The sequence below is a fragment of the Prevotella denticola genome (assembly GCF_900454835.1).
GTDB classification, from domain to species: Bacteria; Bacteroidota; Bacteroidia; order Bacteroidales; family Bacteroidaceae; genus Prevotella; species Prevotella denticola.
In genome coordinates this window covers 973,104-990,217 of the sequence record NZ_UGTM01000001.1, presented here as the reverse complement: position 1 = coordinate 990,217, position 17,114 = coordinate 973,104, and the positions used below count along the sequence as shown (strand labels likewise).

The following is a 17,114-nucleotide window of genomic DNA, read 5'->3' as shown; positions in this document are numbered from 1 at the left end:
TGTCTATAAATTCAAAGTGCAAATATAGTCATTATTATTGAGAATTAAGAACGTGAAAATAAGAAATTGCCTAATTTTTATTAACTTTGCAACGTATATGCGGTGAGGAATAACTGTGCATCAACAGCTTTGCACAGGTACTCCGGTCTGCTTTTAATATTAATCGAATGAGAAAGAAACAATGGCTTTATGCCGCACTGCTCCCGTTGACACTCTCTGCCTGCCACCGTACTCTGGAAGACAGAGCGGCGCGGGAATGTAAGGAATATACGGCGAAGAGATGCCCGACTCCCGAGGTGAACAATACAAGGATGGACAGTATGGTATTCGAGCCGTCGTCCCGTACCATCCATTACTACCATACGCTCCTGGGGACAGCAGACAACGGACAGGCTGTTGCTGCAAGAAAGTCAGAACTGCGGAAGGCTATGGGTGAGGCTTTGAAAAGAGATCCGGGAACCAAGGGGTATAAGGATGCCGGCTTCAGCTTCAGATATACCTATCATTCCGGGAAGTTTCCATCGAAAGTACTGTTTGATGTGACGTACACTGCAAAGGACTATCAGCGTTGACTACAAAAGCCGGAGAAGACAAGAAAACCTACATTGCCATAGACCTCAAATCGTTCTATGCCAGTGTGGAGTGTGCAGAGCGAGGACTTGATCCGCTGACGACTAATCTTGTCGTTGCAGATGTCAGCCGGACGGAGAAGACTATATGTCTGGCCGTATCTCCTTCACTGAAGTCCTATGGGATTCCTGGACGCGCACGTCTGTTTGAGGTAATCCAGTGTCTGAGAGATGTCAACGGAAGACGGAGGGAACAGGCTGGGAAGACATTGACGGAAAAGTCGTGCAATGCGAAAGAACTGGAGCTGCATCCGGACTGGGAAGCAGACTATATTGCCGCTGTTCCTCGGATGGCACACTATATCCGGCACAGCGCACAGATATATAATATCTACCTGCGTTATATTGCACCAGAGGATATTCATGTCTATTCGATTGACGAAGTCTTCATAGATGCAACGGCTTATCTTTACAGCTACAGGATGACAGCGCACGAACTGGCAATGAAGATGATCCATGACGTGCTACGCGAGACGGGCATTACGGCGACGGCAGGCATCGGAACGAATCTGTATCTCTGCAAGGTGGCAATGGATATCGTCGCCAAGCATATCCCGGCCGACAAGGACGGTGTGCGCATTGCCGAGCTGGACGAGCAGGGCTACAGAGAGAAACTGTGGAACCATCAGCCGCTTACCGACTTCTGGCGTGTAGGAAGAGGAACCGCACGACGGTTGCAGGCATACGGTATTGACACGATGGGGAAAATCGCCCGCTGTTCCATCGAACAAGAAGAACTGTTATACAAGATTTTCGGTGTAAATGCCGAACTGCTCATTGATCATGCCTGGGGATGGGAACCCTGTACGATGGATATGATTAAAGCCTATCGGCCTGAAAACAATTCGATGAGCAGCGGACAGGTACTGCAAGAAGCTTACGATTTCCACAAGGCGAGAATCATCGTGCAGGAAATGGCAGATGCTATCGCTTTGGAGTTAGTGGAGAAGCGTTGTGTAGCCGACCAGCTGGTACTTTCCATAGGCTACGACCGTGAGAGTCTCATCTTACAGGCAGGGCGAGAATATACGGGACCGGTCTCTGTCGACTGGTACGGCCGGAAGGTCCCGAGAAGCGATCATGGGTCGGCTGCTCTTCACCGCTTCACGTCTTCATCGAAGCTGATTGCCAAGGCAGCCCTATCCCTTTATGACGAAATTGCAGACCGCAGACTTCTCATCAGGAGGCTCAATATCTCTACCAATCATGTCGTCTGTGAAGAACAAGTGATGCAGGCTGCATCCGCACCTGTCGAACTGGATATGTTCACGGACTATGAGGCCGTAAGGAAGCGCAGGAAGGAGGAAGAAACACTGTTGACCCGCGAACGCAGGATGCAGGAGACAATCATCAACATCAAAAAAAGATTCGGAAAGAACGCCCTGCTCCGTGGTCTGAACTTTGAAGAAGGATCTACGGCAAGGGAGCGTAACCGGCAGATAGGAGGGCACAAGGCATGAAAGACAGTAATTACGATGACATTATCAACCTTCACCATCACGTTTCGAGGCGACATCCACAGATGAGTCTCTATAGTCGGGCAGCGCAGTTCGCCCCTTTTGCTGCTCTTTCCGGCTATGAGGAAGCGATAGCCGAGACGGCACGCTGTACGGTTCGGGAGGCGGAACTGATGGAGGATGACCGGCAGCTGCTCGACCGCAAGCTCTCGTGTCTCTCCTTCCGTCTGGCCGAACATCCTGTTGTCTCGATTACCTATTTCCAGCCAGATATGAAAAAATCAGGTGGGAAATATATGATAGCCACCGGTATTGTCAGGGAAATTGATGAACGTGGACGTATGATACGGATGGATGACGGCAAGCTGATCTGTATCGACACAATTGCCGCGATGGAGAGTGAAGTGTTTGCACCGGATGGAGATCAGCTTTCTGAAAACGGTCCGGCAGTGTTGTCATGGTAGCATGATGTGTGACTGTTAGAACCTGCCATGCGTCTTTCTTATTAAGCGTCTGATAAAGAAAGAACTTTACATTGTATTCATCAGAACGCCCTCTTTTCATGTATCAGAACGCCTGCTGAAGACATGACTGGGATACAGTGTTTTGCAACCAGCCGTTACCTGCGTTCCAATCAACGCCTACTTACACTCCAAGTAGTGCTTACTTGTATGCCAACTGATGCCTGTTTGCGATGCAAGTAAGCAAGGAAAATGAAGATAAATCTAAGTTTGTGCAAACTTACTGATAATGAGGAGGAAACAAAATGATTTGCATAAAACTGCTCTGTTCGTAAAAGGCAGGAAAGTGCGGATTTAAGCAGAAGTTCAGTTACTAAATCATTACCAAGATTTGAAGTAGGTAACTAAATGCAGATATAGGTAACTGAAATTATTTGGTTCGTGTGTTTGTTGCTTTGGTCGGCAGTTTTCTGCATAAGTGAAGAACGCTTTAATTCGGGTAACTTTGCCCATAAAAATTAAAGCGTATGAAAACAGTAAAGATGAAGGTGTTGCTCTACCTCAAAAAGAGCAGTTTGGACAAGTCAGGTAAGGCTCCCATCATGGGACGTATCACGCTTGGAAGGAGTATTGCACAGTTCAGTTGCAAACTGTCCTGCAATCCCGATTTGTGGAATCCTCGTGAAAGTAGAATGGACGGAAAGAGCCGTGAGGCTGTGGAAGTGAATGGAAAGCTGGAAAACTTATTATTGTCCGTCCATTCTGCTTATCAGGCTGTATTAGCTAAAGGGTGCCCATTTGATGCAACTGATATAAAAGAGGAATTTCAAGGAAGCGTTCAATCTAAGTGTATGCTTATTGAAAGACTGGATAGACTCATCAAAGAGAAAGAAAACCATATCGGCATTGACATCAAGGAGGAAAGTATATTTGGCTACTATTCCACTCGTACCCATTTGCAGAACTTTATACAAAGGAAGTATAAGGTTGCTGATTTAGCTTTCTCACAGCTTACCGAACAATTTATCTACGACTTCCAACAATACTTTATGGGTACTTGTGGGTTTCAGGAAAGTACGTTCTATAATGCCGCTACCCATCTGAAAACGGTATGCAGATTGGCTTATCGTGAAGGATTAGCCGATATTTTATTGTTTGACAAAGTCAAGGTAAGCAAAGGCGACAAGAAACTACCCAAAGCTCTTGACAGGTGTTCGCTTGACAAACTAATGAACATACAGTTTGGAGAGTTGGAGGAGGAAATGGAAATCGCAAGGGACTTGTTTGTCTTTGCCTGTCATACAGGTGCAGCCTATTGTGATTTGATGGAACTAAGTAAGGCACATCTTATGCGTGATGAAGAGGGAAGCCTTTGGCTGAAGTTCAACAGGCAGAAGACAGGCGTACTCTGCCGTATCAAGTTGCTACCCGAAGCCATCAGGATAATAGAGAAGTACAAGAGCGATGAAAGGGAAAGGCTATTGCCACAGATGAAATATGCCACCTATCAGTCGTATCTTAAAGCATTGCGCCTAAGAGCAGGCATAGCCTTTCCTTTTACCACGCATACGGCAAGGCATACCTTTGCCACGCTCATTACCCTTGAACAAGGAGTACTGATAGAAACGGTAAGCAAGATGTTGGGGCATAGTAACGTGAGTATGACCGAGCGGTACGCAAAGGTTACGCCACAGAAGCTGTTTGTGGAGTTTGAGCGTTTCCTTTCTTTCACAGAGGATATGCAGATGAGCATTTAGCAATAGTAGCATTAAAACTAAAAACATGATGAGAAGTACATTCAAAACACTGTTTTATATCAACAGACAAAAGACTAAGGCAAACGGTCTGACCTCCATACTCTGCCGTATCACGATAGATGGCAAGAACTCTGTCATTACCACAAACGAAGAATGTAAGGCTGTGGAGTGGAACACGAAACAGGGAGCAACAACGAATAAGAAAACCAATCTTCGACTGCAATCATTTAGAGAACTGGTAGAGAATACTTATCAGGAACTGCTCCTTAAAGACGGAGTGGTAAGTGCTGAACTGCTTAAAAACAGATTGCAAGGCATTGCAACTTCTCCCACCACTTTGTTGGAGTTTAGCAATACAGAACTACAATCGGTAAAGGAAGGTGTGGGCAAATCAAAGGCTGAAGGTACATACACTAACCTTTGCTATGCTAACAGGAAGCTGTGCGAGTTTATAAAGGACTTAGGGGGTAAGGATATAGAAATCCAAAACGTAACAGAGGAATTGTTTGAGAAATACCGCTTCTTTCTTAAAAAGAAAGGATTGAAAGGCTCTACCATCAACAATTATCTTTGTTGGCTGAGCCGTTTAATGTTCCGTGCGGTAAGCCAGCGCATCATTCGTTATAATCCATTTGAGCATGCAGAATATGAAAAGGTGGAAAAGGCTATCCGCTTTCTTAGTAAGAGTGATGTGAAAAAACTGATGGCTATGAAGATATGTGATAGTGATGCCGAGCTTGCCAGACAGATGTTTATCTTCTCCTGCTTCACAGGTTTAGCCATTACGGATATGGAACACTTGATGTTTGGGCATATCAAGAGTGCCGCAGACGGACAGATGTATATAAGAAAGGAGCGTCAGAAAACAAAAGTAGAATTTATAGTGCCGTTACATCCCATAGCCAAGACGATTATCGAGCAACAAAGGCAGCTACAAGCGGTGAAAGAAGAAGGCAATAATACGGATATGGATAATCGTCTTATCTTTCAACCCTGTTGCAGCAGAAGTGTGTTAGCAGCGAAGTTAAGCATCGTAGGCAAGGCTTGTGGTATCAAGCAACGCCTGTCCTATCACATGGCAAGACATACCTTCGGAACGATGTGTCTAAGTGCAGGTATTCCCATAGAAAGCATCGCCAAGATGATGGGACACGCATCAATTGCAAGTACACAGATTTATGCGCAGGTAACCGACTGCAAGATTTCGGAGGACATAAACAAACTCATCGCCAAACATCAGGAGAAGAACAAAGAAAACGATACAATGGAAACGGAAGCTATTACCATAGGGGCAATGACGATTGTTAACGCAAGCAGAAACGAAAGCATGGAGGAAACGGCATGAATACAGAAGACAGATTGCAGACAGGGACAGATTCTCGACAGAGCATAGCACGCAGCTATTTTGAATGGGGAAACGGTATGCAGGTTGTCCGCAGGGGTACAGGCGATGTAGCCATGACCGAGGGCGAACTTGCGAGGTTCTTTGGTGTGACATGGAAGAAAGTCAGTGGCAGACTTCGGGCGATAACCGAAGATTCCATCCTATCTCCAGATGAAAGGAATGCAGGTGAAAGGAAGATTGCCACAGATAAGGAGGTAAGAGGCTACGCACCGCTTTACCCACTACCGACAATCATCGCCCTTTCCTTTCAACTTGACTGCATAGAAGCCCACCTGTTCAGAAGGCATGTGTGCAGTGAGTTGATGCGTCCAAGGAACTCTGTCATTCCTATCATCATATATGACAGGGGTGTCAATAGCTGAATATGTTCCAATCCTTTTTCTTTCATTGTTTTCTTACTACATTACTACAATATGAGATAAACCGATGAAAGAAAAAGGATTACGTTGTTGTCAGTAGTTGCTTATGTGTGTTACTACGATATGACTACATACTACCAACAAGTGAACGGAAAGAATATGTTTCTATTAACTATAGAATAGAGTCAGAGAGGTTTGTGAACCAAACTCTCGTATCTCGTTGTATATAAACTTTCTATATGTTTTGACAAATCATCAGTGTAGCATTTTTGTAGCAGTATTCTGACCGCTTAATGACTACCATTCTGACTACCTATTGAAAGCTCAACCGCTCTCTTTTCTTGGGTACAAAGATATATAAAAATGTACTACCATCCAAATCTTTGCGTCATAAATATTTAGAGATTTTACTGCTACATTTTCCAGTGCAAGGTGCAAGCCCTTATATATAAAGGGTCTTGCACCTTGCACTGCGTATTTTTTAAAACAATTTTAATTGTCTAAACCGTATTTCATATTGTCTTTTTTCAGATTAAAATCATTATATTAGCCAATATATTATGTGTTCCGCTACTGTTAAACAAACTTGCACTGGCTGCAAGACAGATTGCATAGTATGCAAACATTTTCATGTAGCGGGTTGCTCTTGTGACAGTGCTTTAGTAATTTTATAAGTATGAAAGAATTATTGGAAATGCTGAAGTCGGCAAGAGTGAAAAATGGTTATTCGCAGGAGTATCTGTCTGTTATTCTGAAAGTTAGTTCGAGCCGAATCTCGCGCTGGGAAAAAGGAAAGACAGCAATGACCCTTGATCAAGTTCTGATGTACGCTTCTAAAGTGGACATCCAGCCTACCAAAATATTCGAGTTTCTTGCACGTAATGGGCAGACTGATCCTTTACCTATAGCAGAAATTCACCTGGAGGTTTTCACTGAGGAAGCATTCAGAAGACTTTCACAGTTAGTCTGTGAACTCGGAATAGAACATGTAACAATTAAAACCAAACGATTACGCTGATGGAAATAATCGCAGTAGAAAGCCAAGCCTATCAAGAACTGATAGACAAGCTCAATCGTATTGAGCAGTATGTTGAGCGCACCTCCCGTCTTATCCAAGACATTGACGACGAGCTGGAGATGACCACGAAAGACCTAATCGGGACTCTGAATGTTTCAGAGTCCACCCTTTACCGCTGGCGCAAGAAGCAGCTGGTGCGTTACCGCTACACGGAGGGCGGCGATGTGCGCTACTTTTTCAAGTCAATCATTATTGCCGTGAAATGTAGCCGGCTCCGTGTATCAGGGATGAGGAACGATGAGATTCTCGGACGACTCAACCGCTTCAAGGACAATCTTATAATGAGTTCTTGCCTTAATCCTAAAAATAGATAAAGTATGATAGATAAAGAACAAATACTTTTGCTTACACAAGGAGGGTTGAACGTGTTCTCCCATTTCCTTGGCTTTGAGGTGAACCTTCATCGCAACTTCCGCAGTCCTTTCTATGATGACAGGCGGGCTTCCTGTCATATTTTCTATGACAGGAAGAGCTCATCCTATAAGTTCTATGATCATGGCGATACCGCCTATTCAGGAGACTGTTTCTGGTTTGTGGCAACCTTGCACAGCCTAAACCTGAAGACCGATTTCCCAAAAGTCTTGAAAATCATCGTACAAGAACTGGGACTGTATTCTTTGTATGACGGTGAGAGGTGTAGTGAGGGCAAAATTGCTACGCCGATTCAGAAAAGTCTAGTCATCCCAAGTTCAAAGGCTGACATTACCGAAAGTAAGGAAGAACGTCCATACAGTTTCGAGATACAGCCATTTGACAATGGGCTGCTGAACTATTGGGGGCATTATGGCATCCATGAGGATACACTCCGCCTTTTTCGGGTACGGAGTCTTAAACGCTATGAGAGTATTTCTTCTGATGGAAGAAAATTTGAACTTTATGGCTCACCTACGGAACCTATCTTTGCTTATATCGGAAACGGGTATGTCAAAATATACCGTCCCCACAGCCCGAAAATCCGCTTTCTTTATGGTGGGCGGATGCCTGCCACCTATTGCTTCGGAATGGAGCAGATTCCTGCCAAAGGAGATATGCTCTTCATTACAGGCGGGGAAAAGGATGTACTCTCATTGTATGCACACGGCTTCAATGCAATCTGCTTCAACAGTGAAACGGCACAGATACCGACAAGCATCATCGAGAGCCTTCAGCTTCGCTTTCGACATATCATACTTCTGTATGATGCTGACGAGACAGGCGTACGCGAGAGTCACAGACAAGCAGAACATCTGGCAGAATACAAAGTATTGAACCTTTCACTTCCGCTAAGTGGTACGAAGTCTGAAAAAGACATTTCAGATTTCTTTGCCTTGGGCAACGGGGCAAAGGAACTGAAAGAGCTGCTTGCCAAGATGTTCTCAGACCTATACAGCCAAACCATGATGATGTTACGTTCCTGTGAAATTGACTATGAGAATCCACCGGACATTTCCAAATCAGTAGTAGCAGTAAACGGTGTGCCACTCGGCACGCAGGACAATCTGTTCTGCATTACTGGAGGTGAGGGGACAGGCAAGAGCAACTATGTCGGAGCCATCCTTGCCGGAGCGTTGGGAGAAAAACGATTGCCGATAGAGAATACCTTGGGATTGGAGATTACCGCCAATCCCAAAGGCTTGGCAGTCCTGCACTATGACACGGAACAGTCCGAGGCACAGCTGCACAAGAACTTGGGTAAGACACTGCGTAGGGCTTCTCTGACGGCAGTACCGGAGTTTTGCCATTCCCTGTATCTTGCCTCTCTGTCCCGCAAGGACAGGCTGAAGCTTATCCGCGAGAGTATGGACTTGTTCCATCACAGGCATGGAGGCATCCATCTTGTGGTGATTGACGGAATAGCCGACTTAATACGTTCCGCCAACGATGAAACGGAAAGTATTGCCATTGTGGACGAGCTTTATCGCTTGGCGGGGATTTATAATACCTGTATCATCTGCGTGCTGCACTTCGTACCGAATGGTATCAAACTCCGTGGTCATATAGGCTCGGAACTGCAACGCAAGGCGGCCGGTATTCTCTCCATTGAGAAAGACGACAATCCCGAATACTCGGTCGTAAAAGCATTGAAAGTCCGTGACGGAAGTCCGTTGGACGTACCGATGATGCTTTTCGGCTGGGATAAGACAGAGGACATGCACGTCTATCGTGGTGAGAAGTCCAAGGAGGACAAGGAAAAGCGCAAGACCGATGAACTTATCGGCGTTGTCAGAGAGGCTTTCAGAAAACCCCTCAAGCTCACTTACCAATAACTTTGTGAGGTCTTGATGCGCGAGATGGAAATCAAGGACAGAACCGCAAAGAAGTACATCGCCTATATGAAAGAACAACGTATCTTGGCACAAGATACCAATGGTAACTATCAAAAAGGAGAACTATGTCGTACTTAGAACATCATACAGAAGATACATGGCAGAAACGATTGTTTGATAAACTGATGCGTGTCGAGGACAAACTCGACCGCCTGCTGATCCTGCAAGAGCAATCTGTTGATACAACAGTCCATCCTCCCTTGAAACCCGAATACTTGGATATCATTGATGTATCCAAGATTCTCAAAGTGGAGCAAAAGACCGTTTACAACTGGGTTTGGGCAGGAAAAATCCCTTATCTCAAAGCCAATGGACGATTACTTTTTCTCAGGGAAGAGATTGACGAGATGCTGAGAAGGCGAGATAGTTGGTGATGCGTATTTGTTGGTTTTTATTGTTGTTTTGTTGTGTAAATGCAAGCAGTTACATTACAAAATAACGGTTACAAAATTGATAATACGTACATTAATACTGGCATAGCTCGTTAAGCTCGTACTTTTCTCTGTTTTTTGTGCTGATTATGAGATTTTATATGTACCTTTGTTGTCGTGAATAATGCATTATTTCGCGACAAAATACAATTATAATTATGACAAAAAGCATTGAAAGTAAAATACTTATAAAATCAAAGAAGTGCGGACGCGGTTCTGTATTTTTTGTGGGGGATTTTATTTCGTATGGCAATCGAGATGCCGTTAATAAGGCTTTGGAACGTCTCGTAGAAAAAGGACAGATGCTTAGGGTTGCACGTGGCATTTATTGCTACCCCAAAATGGAAAAAGTATATGGCCTGGGTATGGTTCCTCCATCGCTTGAGGATATTGCCAAAGCAATGGCAAAAAGGGATGGCGCAAGAATTGTCCCAACGGGACTTTATGCCCAATACCAGTTAGGACTGACTCAACAGATACCGATGAACATAGCTTACTTAACCGATGGCGTCTCACGTACTATAAATCTTGGCGAAGGGAAAAACATAAAATTCAAGCGCGCCTCTCCCAGATATTTCTCCATCCGTAGCCGGTTGGCCCTTCTCTTAACAACAGCCCTTAAAGACTGGAAAGTAGAGAAACTGACTGATGAGCAGGTTGCTACCATTAAAATGAAGTTAAACGAAAATCCTCACCTTCAAGTTGCCGACCTCAAACTGATGCCTTCAAAGGTAAGGGAATTTATAGTTGGTCTATATGAATAGGTTTCTTGGATTATCCGATTCACAACGGAAAAGCGTCTATGAATCAATTGCAGATAAAGTCGGGTTACCCGCACAAGTGATTGAGAAAGATTTTTGGGTAACTGCAATCTTGCAAACTATCTTTTCACTTCCTATAGCAGAGCATCTTGTTTTCAAAGGCGGCACAAGTCTGAGCAAAGGTTGGAAACTTATAGAGCGATTCTCGGAAGATATAGATGTTGCTGTCAATCCTGTTTTTCTTGGTGCTCCTGAAGGAGATCTCACAAAAAAACAAATCAAGAAATTGCGCAAGGCATCATCGCTTTTTGTTTTAGAGGAACTAACCCCTATGATTTGTGAAGAACTAAAAAGACAAGGCTTGCAGTCGTTTGTCACAGTTAATGCCCAACCCAATGGCGAAGGTGACGCCACCTATCCCGAACCACGTCAGATTTATCTTCACTATAAATCAGTTTTTGACAAGGAGCTTACATATCTCCGCCCTGATATTGTATTGGAAGTGAGTGCACGTTCATTGCTTGAACCGACAGAATCAATACAAATTAAAAGTATTATTGGAGAGCATCTTCCGATTACACCATTGGCTGACAGTGCCGTTCATACTGCTATTCCCGCAAAGACATTCCTTGAAAAGGCGTTTTTGCTTCACGAACTCTTCTCCATTCCCGGACACGGAATGATAGCAGAGCGCAAGAGCCGACATCTTTATGACCTTTACGTCATGATGAATAAAGATTTTGCAAAGAAAGCCATTGCAGATGATGCATTATGGGAATCTATTCGTCATCATAGAGAAATTTATACTTCAGTGAAAGATGTGGATTATACTCCTGATGTACGCAAACGTCTCAGGATTGTCCCCCGGAAAGATATTCTTGAAGAATGGAAATCAGACTATCAGGCAATGATGGAATCAATGATTTATGGCAAAAAGCCTTCATTTGAAGAACTGTTAGATGCACTATCCGAACTTCAAGAAAGGTTTAGGATAAGCAAATAGTAAACAACACAAGTAATCTATTAGATTTTGGCAATAACAAGCGTTATTTGCCAAAATCTAATAGAGAGAACTAAGGAATAACATTAAGGATAATGTCGCCATTTCGGTTTGAAACTCTGCGAATGTTTCTCCTCTTCTGCATCCTGAACAGAAAGGTTATCATTCCCTTTCCCGACAGAATGATTGTTGCCGGACAGACCCTCTCCTTGTTTCATTTCATCCTTTGCATCTTGTTCCTCTTCCGGAGGTGAAAGTGTTAAGACTATTTTTCTGTCCAGCTCCGCAGCTTCACTTTTAAGTGAGCGAAGCTCGTCCTCTTTTTTCCACGAGCTGTTTGCAATAGTAATGTAAACCTCCTTACCAGCAGCTACTTTTTCCATTTCCTTCTCATGCGACTCTATCACCTTCGGGATACGCTCCAAAGCATTAACGAAGTTCTGGCAGGCGAGTTTCGGGTCTGTTGCCAACTTACCGTTATTATAGGTATAGTAAATACTCTCCTGACCTTTCACAAAGAAGCGGTTCACCGAGCAGTCGAACAAGTCCTTGGAAGTACTCTCTGTCTTGACCATGATGGAAAAGCCGTAAATCTCACCGATTTTGTTGTACTCGCCCTTGGTTCGTGCCTTTTCGTCTATCTCCTGCAGACGTGCAGCAATGGCCTTGATGTCTGTACTGTCTTCCACACCTTTGATTGTCAGTTTATTTATAGGTGTACCTTCATCATCACGCTCCACACACTTCTCAAAGAGAGCTAAATCAGACTGTGCCTCTTTGATTTTGTCCGTATGGAAGGATACAGAACTCTCAATCTCTGCCAACTTGCCCGTTGCGGCATCACGCTCACGGAGGAAGTTCTTGCGCTCTGATTCCAATGTGGTAATCTTCTTGTCCAGTCTTGCTTTCTCCAAAAGGTCGGTATTGCCAGAAAGCACCGCTACGTATTCGGAGAAGTTCATGCCGCTGTCCTCGTCCATTGAACCCTCGTCAATGGTACGACTGCCAAGCGTGTTTGTCTTCAGCTGATTGATGAAAAGCTGCTTGTTGTGAAGCAGGTTGAACTTATAACTGTCTAGCGATCGCTCTACGGCATAGATAATCACATCAACCTTGTTGTCGGCAAACTCCTTGGCAACAAGGTTTCCTTTACGGATGGCACGCCCGTTACGCTGTTCCAGATCCGATGGTCGCCACGGCGTGTCAAGTTGATGGACCGCAACGGCACGTTGCTGGGCATTCACACCAGTACCCAACATGGATGTAGAACCGAAGATGATACGGATGTCGCCTCGGTTCATGGCATCCACCATCGCTTTCTTGGCCTTCTCGTTCTTGCATTCCTGAATGAAGCGTATCTCGTAGGACGGGATATGATAGTCTTCTACCAGCTTACGCTTGATTTCCGAATAGACATTGAAATGTCCACCGGGCTTATAAGTACCTAAATCAGAGAAAACGAACTGTGTACCTTTCTGTGCGTCGAACTTTCGGTAATAGTCATTGAGCATCTTGGCACAATGGCTTGCCTTGTTGTCGATATGATCTGAGTAAGCATTTTCATCTATCATTCTGAGGTCAAGGCTCATCTTGCGGGCGTAATCAGTCATTAAGAATTAAGGGAAACAGAGGGAAATACAGGGAATGTAACTATTTGAAATATCATTATTTAGCATTTTCCTGCCATTATGGGGATTAGCAAAAACGAGCATCAAACGGCAGGAGTTCCGTTACCAAATCGTAACCCATCGAAGAAAAAGCAAAAAGGGGTTACGGATTGAATGTAAATAGTTGTTGTTTAGGTGTTTATTCCTCATCTTTCATTTTTCTGCATCGCTCAGGAATACTTGTTCATCTGTACCTTTGCAAACAAAGGAAATTTAGAAAAAACGACAGAAAAATGAAAGAAAACAAGCTGAAAGTATCGTTCTTCGTTCAGGCGAAACGAACCGACAAGAAAGGACTTGTGCCTGTCATCGGGCGCATCTCAGTGGGCAGAACCCATTCAGGATTCTCCACCAAGTGCAAGACTCCTCTCACTCTTTGGGACAGTCGTAAGCAACGGCTCGTCGGCAAGAGTGCAATGGCGGTGTCTGTCAATCAGAAACTCGGTGAATGCACCGCACTCATTCACGCACGCTTTCACGAATTCAGTGAAAGAGAAGAAGCCTTTACCGCCACCGACGTGAGGGATGCCTATCAGGGGCAAATCCACCGTCAGGCCTTGCTCTTGGAGAGTTTTGGGGAGTATCTCACACAGACAAAGGAACGTATCGGTATCGACCGAGCCTTAAAGACGCTCAAACTCCGTACCTACCAACTCTCCCTGCTCCGTGAGTATGTACAAAAGAAGTACAAGGTAAGCGACATTCCCCTTTCACAGTTGGACAATACCTTTATCGAGGGTTTTGAGTATTATCTTACCATCGACCGCCAACTGAAACGCAGCAGCATATCGAGTACCTTGTCTACTTTGCAGACCATCGTCCGCATGGCGGTGAAGAAAGGTGTGCTGGACTTCTATCCGTTCTTGGGCTACAGTTACGAGCGACCAAAGGGCGAGCCGAGAAGCATCACGCAAGACGAACTACAAAAGATAATTGACTTGGAGATTGAATGGGAGAACTACCGCATTGTCCGTGATTTGTTCGTCTTCTCCTGCTTTTCAGGACTGGCTATCTCTGACGTGCGCAATCTCAGAGAGGAAAACATCGTCTTGGAAGAGGGTGAACTCTGCATCAAGGGTAGGCGCATGAAGACTAAGACCCCATACCGTGTACAGGTACTTCCTCCTGCTTGGGCGATAATGGAGCGGTACAGGGGAAAGCGTGCAGGTTTTGTCTTTGACGTGCCGACCACAGATGTTATCCTCAATGGCATACACCACATACAGAGAAACATCGGGATGGAAACTCCGCTGACCTTTCACATGGCAAGACACACCTTTGCATCGCTTATCACGCTTTCGGCAGGCGTTCCTATTGAAACGGTGAGCCGTATGCTCGGACACACAAATTTGAGAACAACACAAATTTATGCAGCTGTTTCCTCCGAGAGAATCCATCGAGATATGCAGAAAGTGCAGCAACGCATACAAGATACATTCACCTTAAAACTTTGACATTATGGCACGAAGCACATTCAAGACACTATTCTATATCAACCGTTCCAAACAAAAGAAAAACGGCAGCTGCCCGATTATGGGACGCATCACCATAGACGGTGAGCAGGTGCAATACAGCACGGGCAAGGAAATCGCTCCCGAACTTTGGGACAGCCATAAGGGACGATGCAAAGGAACAGGCGAAGAAACAAAAGAAATCAACCGCTATTTACAAAGCAAAGAGGAACAAGCCAAAGCGAAGTATCAAGAATTAGTCTGGCAACGTGGCTATATCACTGCCGAGCTGCTGAAACGTGAACTTATGGAAGAAGACAAGCCCAAAGGTTTTCTTTTGGAGGAAGCACGACTATTTATTGAAGAAAAGCGTCCATGCGTAGGACTGACGATTGCCAAGCCGACTTTTGCCAATTACATCTATGCAGCGCAGCTCATTAAATCCTATCTGTGTGAACGCTTAGACCAGGAAGATATTCGATACGCACAGCTGGACTATGGCTTTATCGAAGGATTGGATTTCTACCTTAAACCCGTTGGCGGAATTAAAATGTAGCTATAATGATATACAAAAAGTTGCACATATCGTTGATTTTTAGTAACTTAGTGAAGTCAAAACCATTAAGTACAAATCCTCGTATGTGCAACTTATACACAAAATTCGTCAAAATCCTTGAGATATGCAAGCAATTCTCTCACAACCTTGTCAATGAGCAGGGAAATATACCCCGTCGTGGTCCCATGCCAAAATTTTCAGATTTGGAGGTCGTTGCCTTGTCCTTGACAGCGGAATCAGAGAGCATTGATAGTGAAAAATGGCTTTTTGATTATAAGCTTCAGGAGTACAAAGACAAAATACCTAACCTCATATCTCGCAGGCAATTCAACGACCGTAGAAAGAATACCGCAGGATTATGCGAAGACATACGAAAGAGAATCGCTGCCCAAATGGACGGTGGGGAAACTCAATTCTTCGTAGATTCCAAGCCGATAGCCGTATGCAGGGTTGCCAGAGGGAAGCGTTGCAAGATGGGGCGAATGGGAGATTTCTCACAAGCACCGGATTTCGGCTTCTGTGCATCTCAAAATATGTATTACTTTGGCTATAAACTCAATGCACTCTGTGGGTTAAGTGGGGTGATACACTCCTATGACTTGTCAAAGGCCAGCGTGCATGACCTCAATTATATGAAAGATGTCAAGCTGGTCTATCATGACTGTAACATCTATGGCGACAAGGGATATATAGGGGCTGATGTTCAACTCGATCTTTTCCAAACGGCTCACATTAGATTGGAATGTCCATATAGGCTGAACCAAAAGAATTGGAAACCAAAATTAATCCCTTTTGCCAAAGCCAGAAAAAGGATTGAAACTCTCTTCTCACAACTCACAGATCAATTTTTGGTTATCAGGAATTATGCGAAAATAACAAATGGTCTGTTTGCCCGAATAATCGGGAAAATTAGTGCGCTGACCATATTACAATATGTCAACTTTATTAATAACAAACCCATCGGAAGAATTAAATACGCACTAAATTAATTCCGCCAACGGGTTACCTTAAATCAGAGCGCAATCTCTCCCTTGCCACCATTCAGATTGTTGTCATTTTCTTACGGAAAATCATCGGCATCGGGCAGCAGAAGAAATACATCCGCATCGATCCCTTTGTGGACTACAAGGCGGAACTACCACACCGAACACGCAGGTATCTCACAACCGAGGAACTGCAACGAGTACTACAAACGCCCATCATTGACAAGCAATTTGAGCGAGCAAGGCAACTATTCCTTTTCTGTGCCTTCACCGGTTTGGCTCGTGTGGATATGCAACGGCTCAAACCGAAGCATATCATCTATAATGCTGACGGCACGGCGGAAATCCGCATCAAAAGGCAGAAAACCGATGTGGAAGCGATTATCCCACTTCTGCCCATTGCCAAGCAAATCCTTTCGCTCTATATCAAGGACAAGAAAGCGGACGACTTGATATTCCCCAATCTCACAATTAGGAAGGCATCTTTAGCTTGTGTGAACATCGGGCAGATATGCCGAATAGAGAAAGGCTTGACCTTTCACATGGCTCGCCACACATTCTCAACCACGATTTGCCTTTCCAATGGTATTTCGATGGAAACGCTCAGCAAGATGCTCGGACACAGCAATATCGGTACGACACAAATATACGGAAAGATAACTGACCACAAGATACAGGAGGACATGACTGCACTCACAGACAGGGAGCATTCAGCCTTTGAAGGTTATTGTGAGTCGATAGCACGGCAGAACGTTCCATTGCAACAAGCATAAAAAGGAAGTAATTACCAAACATTTATTATTCACGATTGAA

General features: G+C 44.4%; 13 protein-coding genes and 4 pseudogenes. 16 read left to right on the top strand and 1 reads right to left on the bottom strand.

What is annotated here, in order from left to right; genetic code table 11:
- Positions 1 to 167 precede the first annotated feature (167 nt).
- The 12 genes and pseudogenes from DYH27_RS04245 to DYH27_RS04190 all read left to right on the top strand — a co-directional run bounded on the left by DYH27_RS04245 (position 168) and on the right by DYH27_RS04190 (position 11,647).
- Complete coding sequence (locus DYH27_RS04245; RefSeq protein WP_025068076.1) at positions 168 to 572, top strand: hypothetical protein; 405 nt, start codon at positions 168 to 170, stop codon at positions 570 to 572.
- Entirely contained in the window at positions 569 to 2,089 is a 1,521-nt protein-coding gene (locus DYH27_RS04240; protein ID WP_025068075.1) for a Y-family DNA polymerase, read from the top strand. The genes DYH27_RS04245 and DYH27_RS04240 overlap by 4 nt, the downstream gene beginning before the upstream one ends.
- Before the next feature lie 62 nt (positions 2,090 to 2,151).
- A complete protein-coding gene (locus DYH27_RS04235; protein ID WP_029755011.1) occupies positions 2,152 to 2,550 on the top strand; it encodes a hypothetical protein in 399 nt (132 codons plus the stop codon).
- 524 nt (positions 2,551 to 3,074) lie between these two features.
- A complete protein-coding gene (locus DYH27_RS04230; protein WP_025068073.1) occupies positions 3,075 to 4,304 on the top strand; it encodes a site-specific integrase in 1,230 nt (409 codons plus the stop codon).
- A gap of 28 nt (positions 4,305 to 4,332) precedes the next feature.
- Entirely contained in the window at positions 4,333 to 5,649 is a 1,317-nt protein-coding gene (locus DYH27_RS04225; protein WP_169447817.1) for a site-specific integrase, read from the top strand.
- Positions 5,646 to 6,071: a hypothetical protein gene (locus DYH27_RS04220; protein ID WP_025068071.1), complete on the top strand. Its 426-nt coding sequence runs from the start codon at positions 5,646 to 5,648 to the stop codon at positions 6,069 to 6,071. Before DYH27_RS04225 ends, DYH27_RS04220 begins: the two co-directional genes overlap by 4 nt.
- Before the next feature lie 691 nt (positions 6,072 to 6,762).
- Entirely contained in the window at positions 6,763 to 7,086 is a 324-nt protein-coding gene (locus DYH27_RS04215; RefSeq protein WP_004353888.1) for a helix-turn-helix transcriptional regulator, read from the top strand.
- Positions 7,086 to 7,460 (top strand): hypothetical protein, encoded by a 375-nt coding sequence (locus DYH27_RS04210; protein WP_025066590.1) that lies wholly within the window; start codon positions 7,086 to 7,088, stop codon positions 7,458 to 7,460. The genes DYH27_RS04215 and DYH27_RS04210 overlap by 1 nt, the downstream gene beginning before the upstream one ends.
- A gap of 3 nt (positions 7,461 to 7,463) precedes the next feature.
- Positions 7,464 to 9,530 (top strand): annotated as a pseudogene (locus DYH27_RS04205) (AAA family ATPase).
- Entirely contained in the window at positions 9,518 to 9,826 is a 309-nt protein-coding gene (locus tag DYH27_RS04200) for a helix-turn-helix domain-containing protein (protein ID WP_025066591.1), read from the top strand. Before DYH27_RS04205 ends, DYH27_RS04200 begins: the two are co-directional and overlap by 13 nt.
- Before the next feature lie 215 nt (positions 9,827 to 10,041).
- Positions 10,042 to 10,647 carry a DUF6088 family protein gene (locus DYH27_RS04195; protein WP_025066592.1) on the top strand — a complete coding sequence of 202 codons (606 nt, stop codon included), beginning with the start codon at positions 10,042 to 10,044 and terminating at the stop codon, positions 10,645 to 10,647.
- Positions 10,640 to 11,647 carry a nucleotidyl transferase AbiEii/AbiGii toxin family protein gene (locus tag DYH27_RS04190; protein ID WP_025068457.1) on the top strand — a complete coding sequence of 336 codons (1,008 nt, stop codon included), beginning with the start codon at positions 10,640 to 10,642 and terminating at the stop codon, positions 11,645 to 11,647. The genes DYH27_RS04195 and DYH27_RS04190 overlap by 8 nt, the downstream gene beginning before the upstream one ends.
- Before the next feature lie 83 nt (positions 11,648 to 11,730).
- Here DYH27_RS04190 and DYH27_RS04185 read toward each other — a convergent pair.
- A pseudogene (locus DYH27_RS04185) lies at positions 11,731 to 13,257 on the bottom strand (helicase C-terminal domain-containing protein); the annotation flags it as partial.
- A 287-nt stretch (positions 13,258 to 13,544) separates the two neighbouring features.
- Between DYH27_RS04185 and DYH27_RS04180 the strand changes: the two are divergent.
- From DYH27_RS04180 to DYH27_RS04165, 4 genes and pseudogenes are all read left to right on the top strand, one after another.
- Entirely contained in the window at positions 13,545 to 14,765 is a 1,221-nt protein-coding gene (locus DYH27_RS04180) for a site-specific integrase (protein ID WP_004352891.1), read from the top strand.
- Between the two features lie 4 nt (positions 14,766 to 14,769).
- Positions 14,770 to 15,294, top strand: a pseudogene (locus tag DYH27_RS04175) (Arm DNA-binding domain-containing protein); the annotation flags it as partial.
- A gap of 32 nt (positions 15,295 to 15,326) precedes the next feature.
- A complete protein-coding gene (locus tag DYH27_RS04170; protein ID WP_036876464.1) occupies positions 15,327 to 16,307 on the top strand; it encodes an IS982 family transposase in 981 nt (326 codons plus the stop codon).
- A gap of 14 nt (positions 16,308 to 16,321) precedes the next feature.
- Positions 16,322 to 17,074 (top strand): annotated as a pseudogene (locus DYH27_RS04165) (site-specific integrase); the annotation flags it as partial.
- Positions 17,075 to 17,114: the final 40 nt, after the last annotated feature.

What these genes read in the sequence shown, in the direction of transcription:
- DYH27_RS04230 (WP_025068073.1), top strand. Translation starts at nt 3,075, where the DNA reads ATGAAAACAGTAAAGATGAAGGTGTTGCTCTACCTCAAAAAGAGCAGT.
- DYH27_RS04210 (WP_025066590.1), top strand. Translation starts at nt 7,086, where the DNA reads ATGGAAATAATCGCAGTAGAAAGCCAAGCCTATCAAGAACTGATAGAC.
- DYH27_RS04215 (WP_004353888.1), top strand. Translation starts at nt 6,763, where the DNA reads ATGCTGAAGTCGGCAAGAGTGAAAAATGGTTATTCGCAGGAGTATCTG.
- DYH27_RS04195 (WP_025066592.1), top strand. Translation starts at nt 10,042, where the DNA reads ATGACAAAAAGCATTGAAAGTAAAATACTTATAAAATCAAAGAAGTGC.
- DYH27_RS04235 (WP_029755011.1), top strand. Translation starts at nt 2,152, where the DNA reads ATGAGTCTCTATAGTCGGGCAGCGCAGTTCGCCCCTTTTGCTGCTCTT.
- DYH27_RS04225 (WP_169447817.1), top strand. Translation starts at nt 4,333, where the DNA reads ATGAGAAGTACATTCAAAACACTGTTTTATATCAACAGACAAAAGACT.
- DYH27_RS04180 (WP_004352891.1), top strand. Translation starts at nt 13,545, where the DNA reads ATGAAAGAAAACAAGCTGAAAGTATCGTTCTTCGTTCAGGCGAAACGA.
- DYH27_RS04190 (WP_025068457.1), top strand. Translation starts at nt 10,640, where the DNA reads ATGAATAGGTTTCTTGGATTATCCGATTCACAACGGAAAAGCGTCTAT.
- DYH27_RS04200 (WP_025066591.1), top strand. Translation starts at nt 9,518, where the DNA reads ATGTCGTACTTAGAACATCATACAGAAGATACATGGCAGAAACGATTG.
- DYH27_RS04245 (WP_025068076.1), top strand. Translation starts at nt 168, where the DNA reads ATGAGAAAGAAACAATGGCTTTATGCCGCACTGCTCCCGTTGACACTC.
- DYH27_RS04220 (WP_025068071.1), top strand. Translation starts at nt 5,646, where the DNA reads ATGAATACAGAAGACAGATTGCAGACAGGGACAGATTCTCGACAGAGC.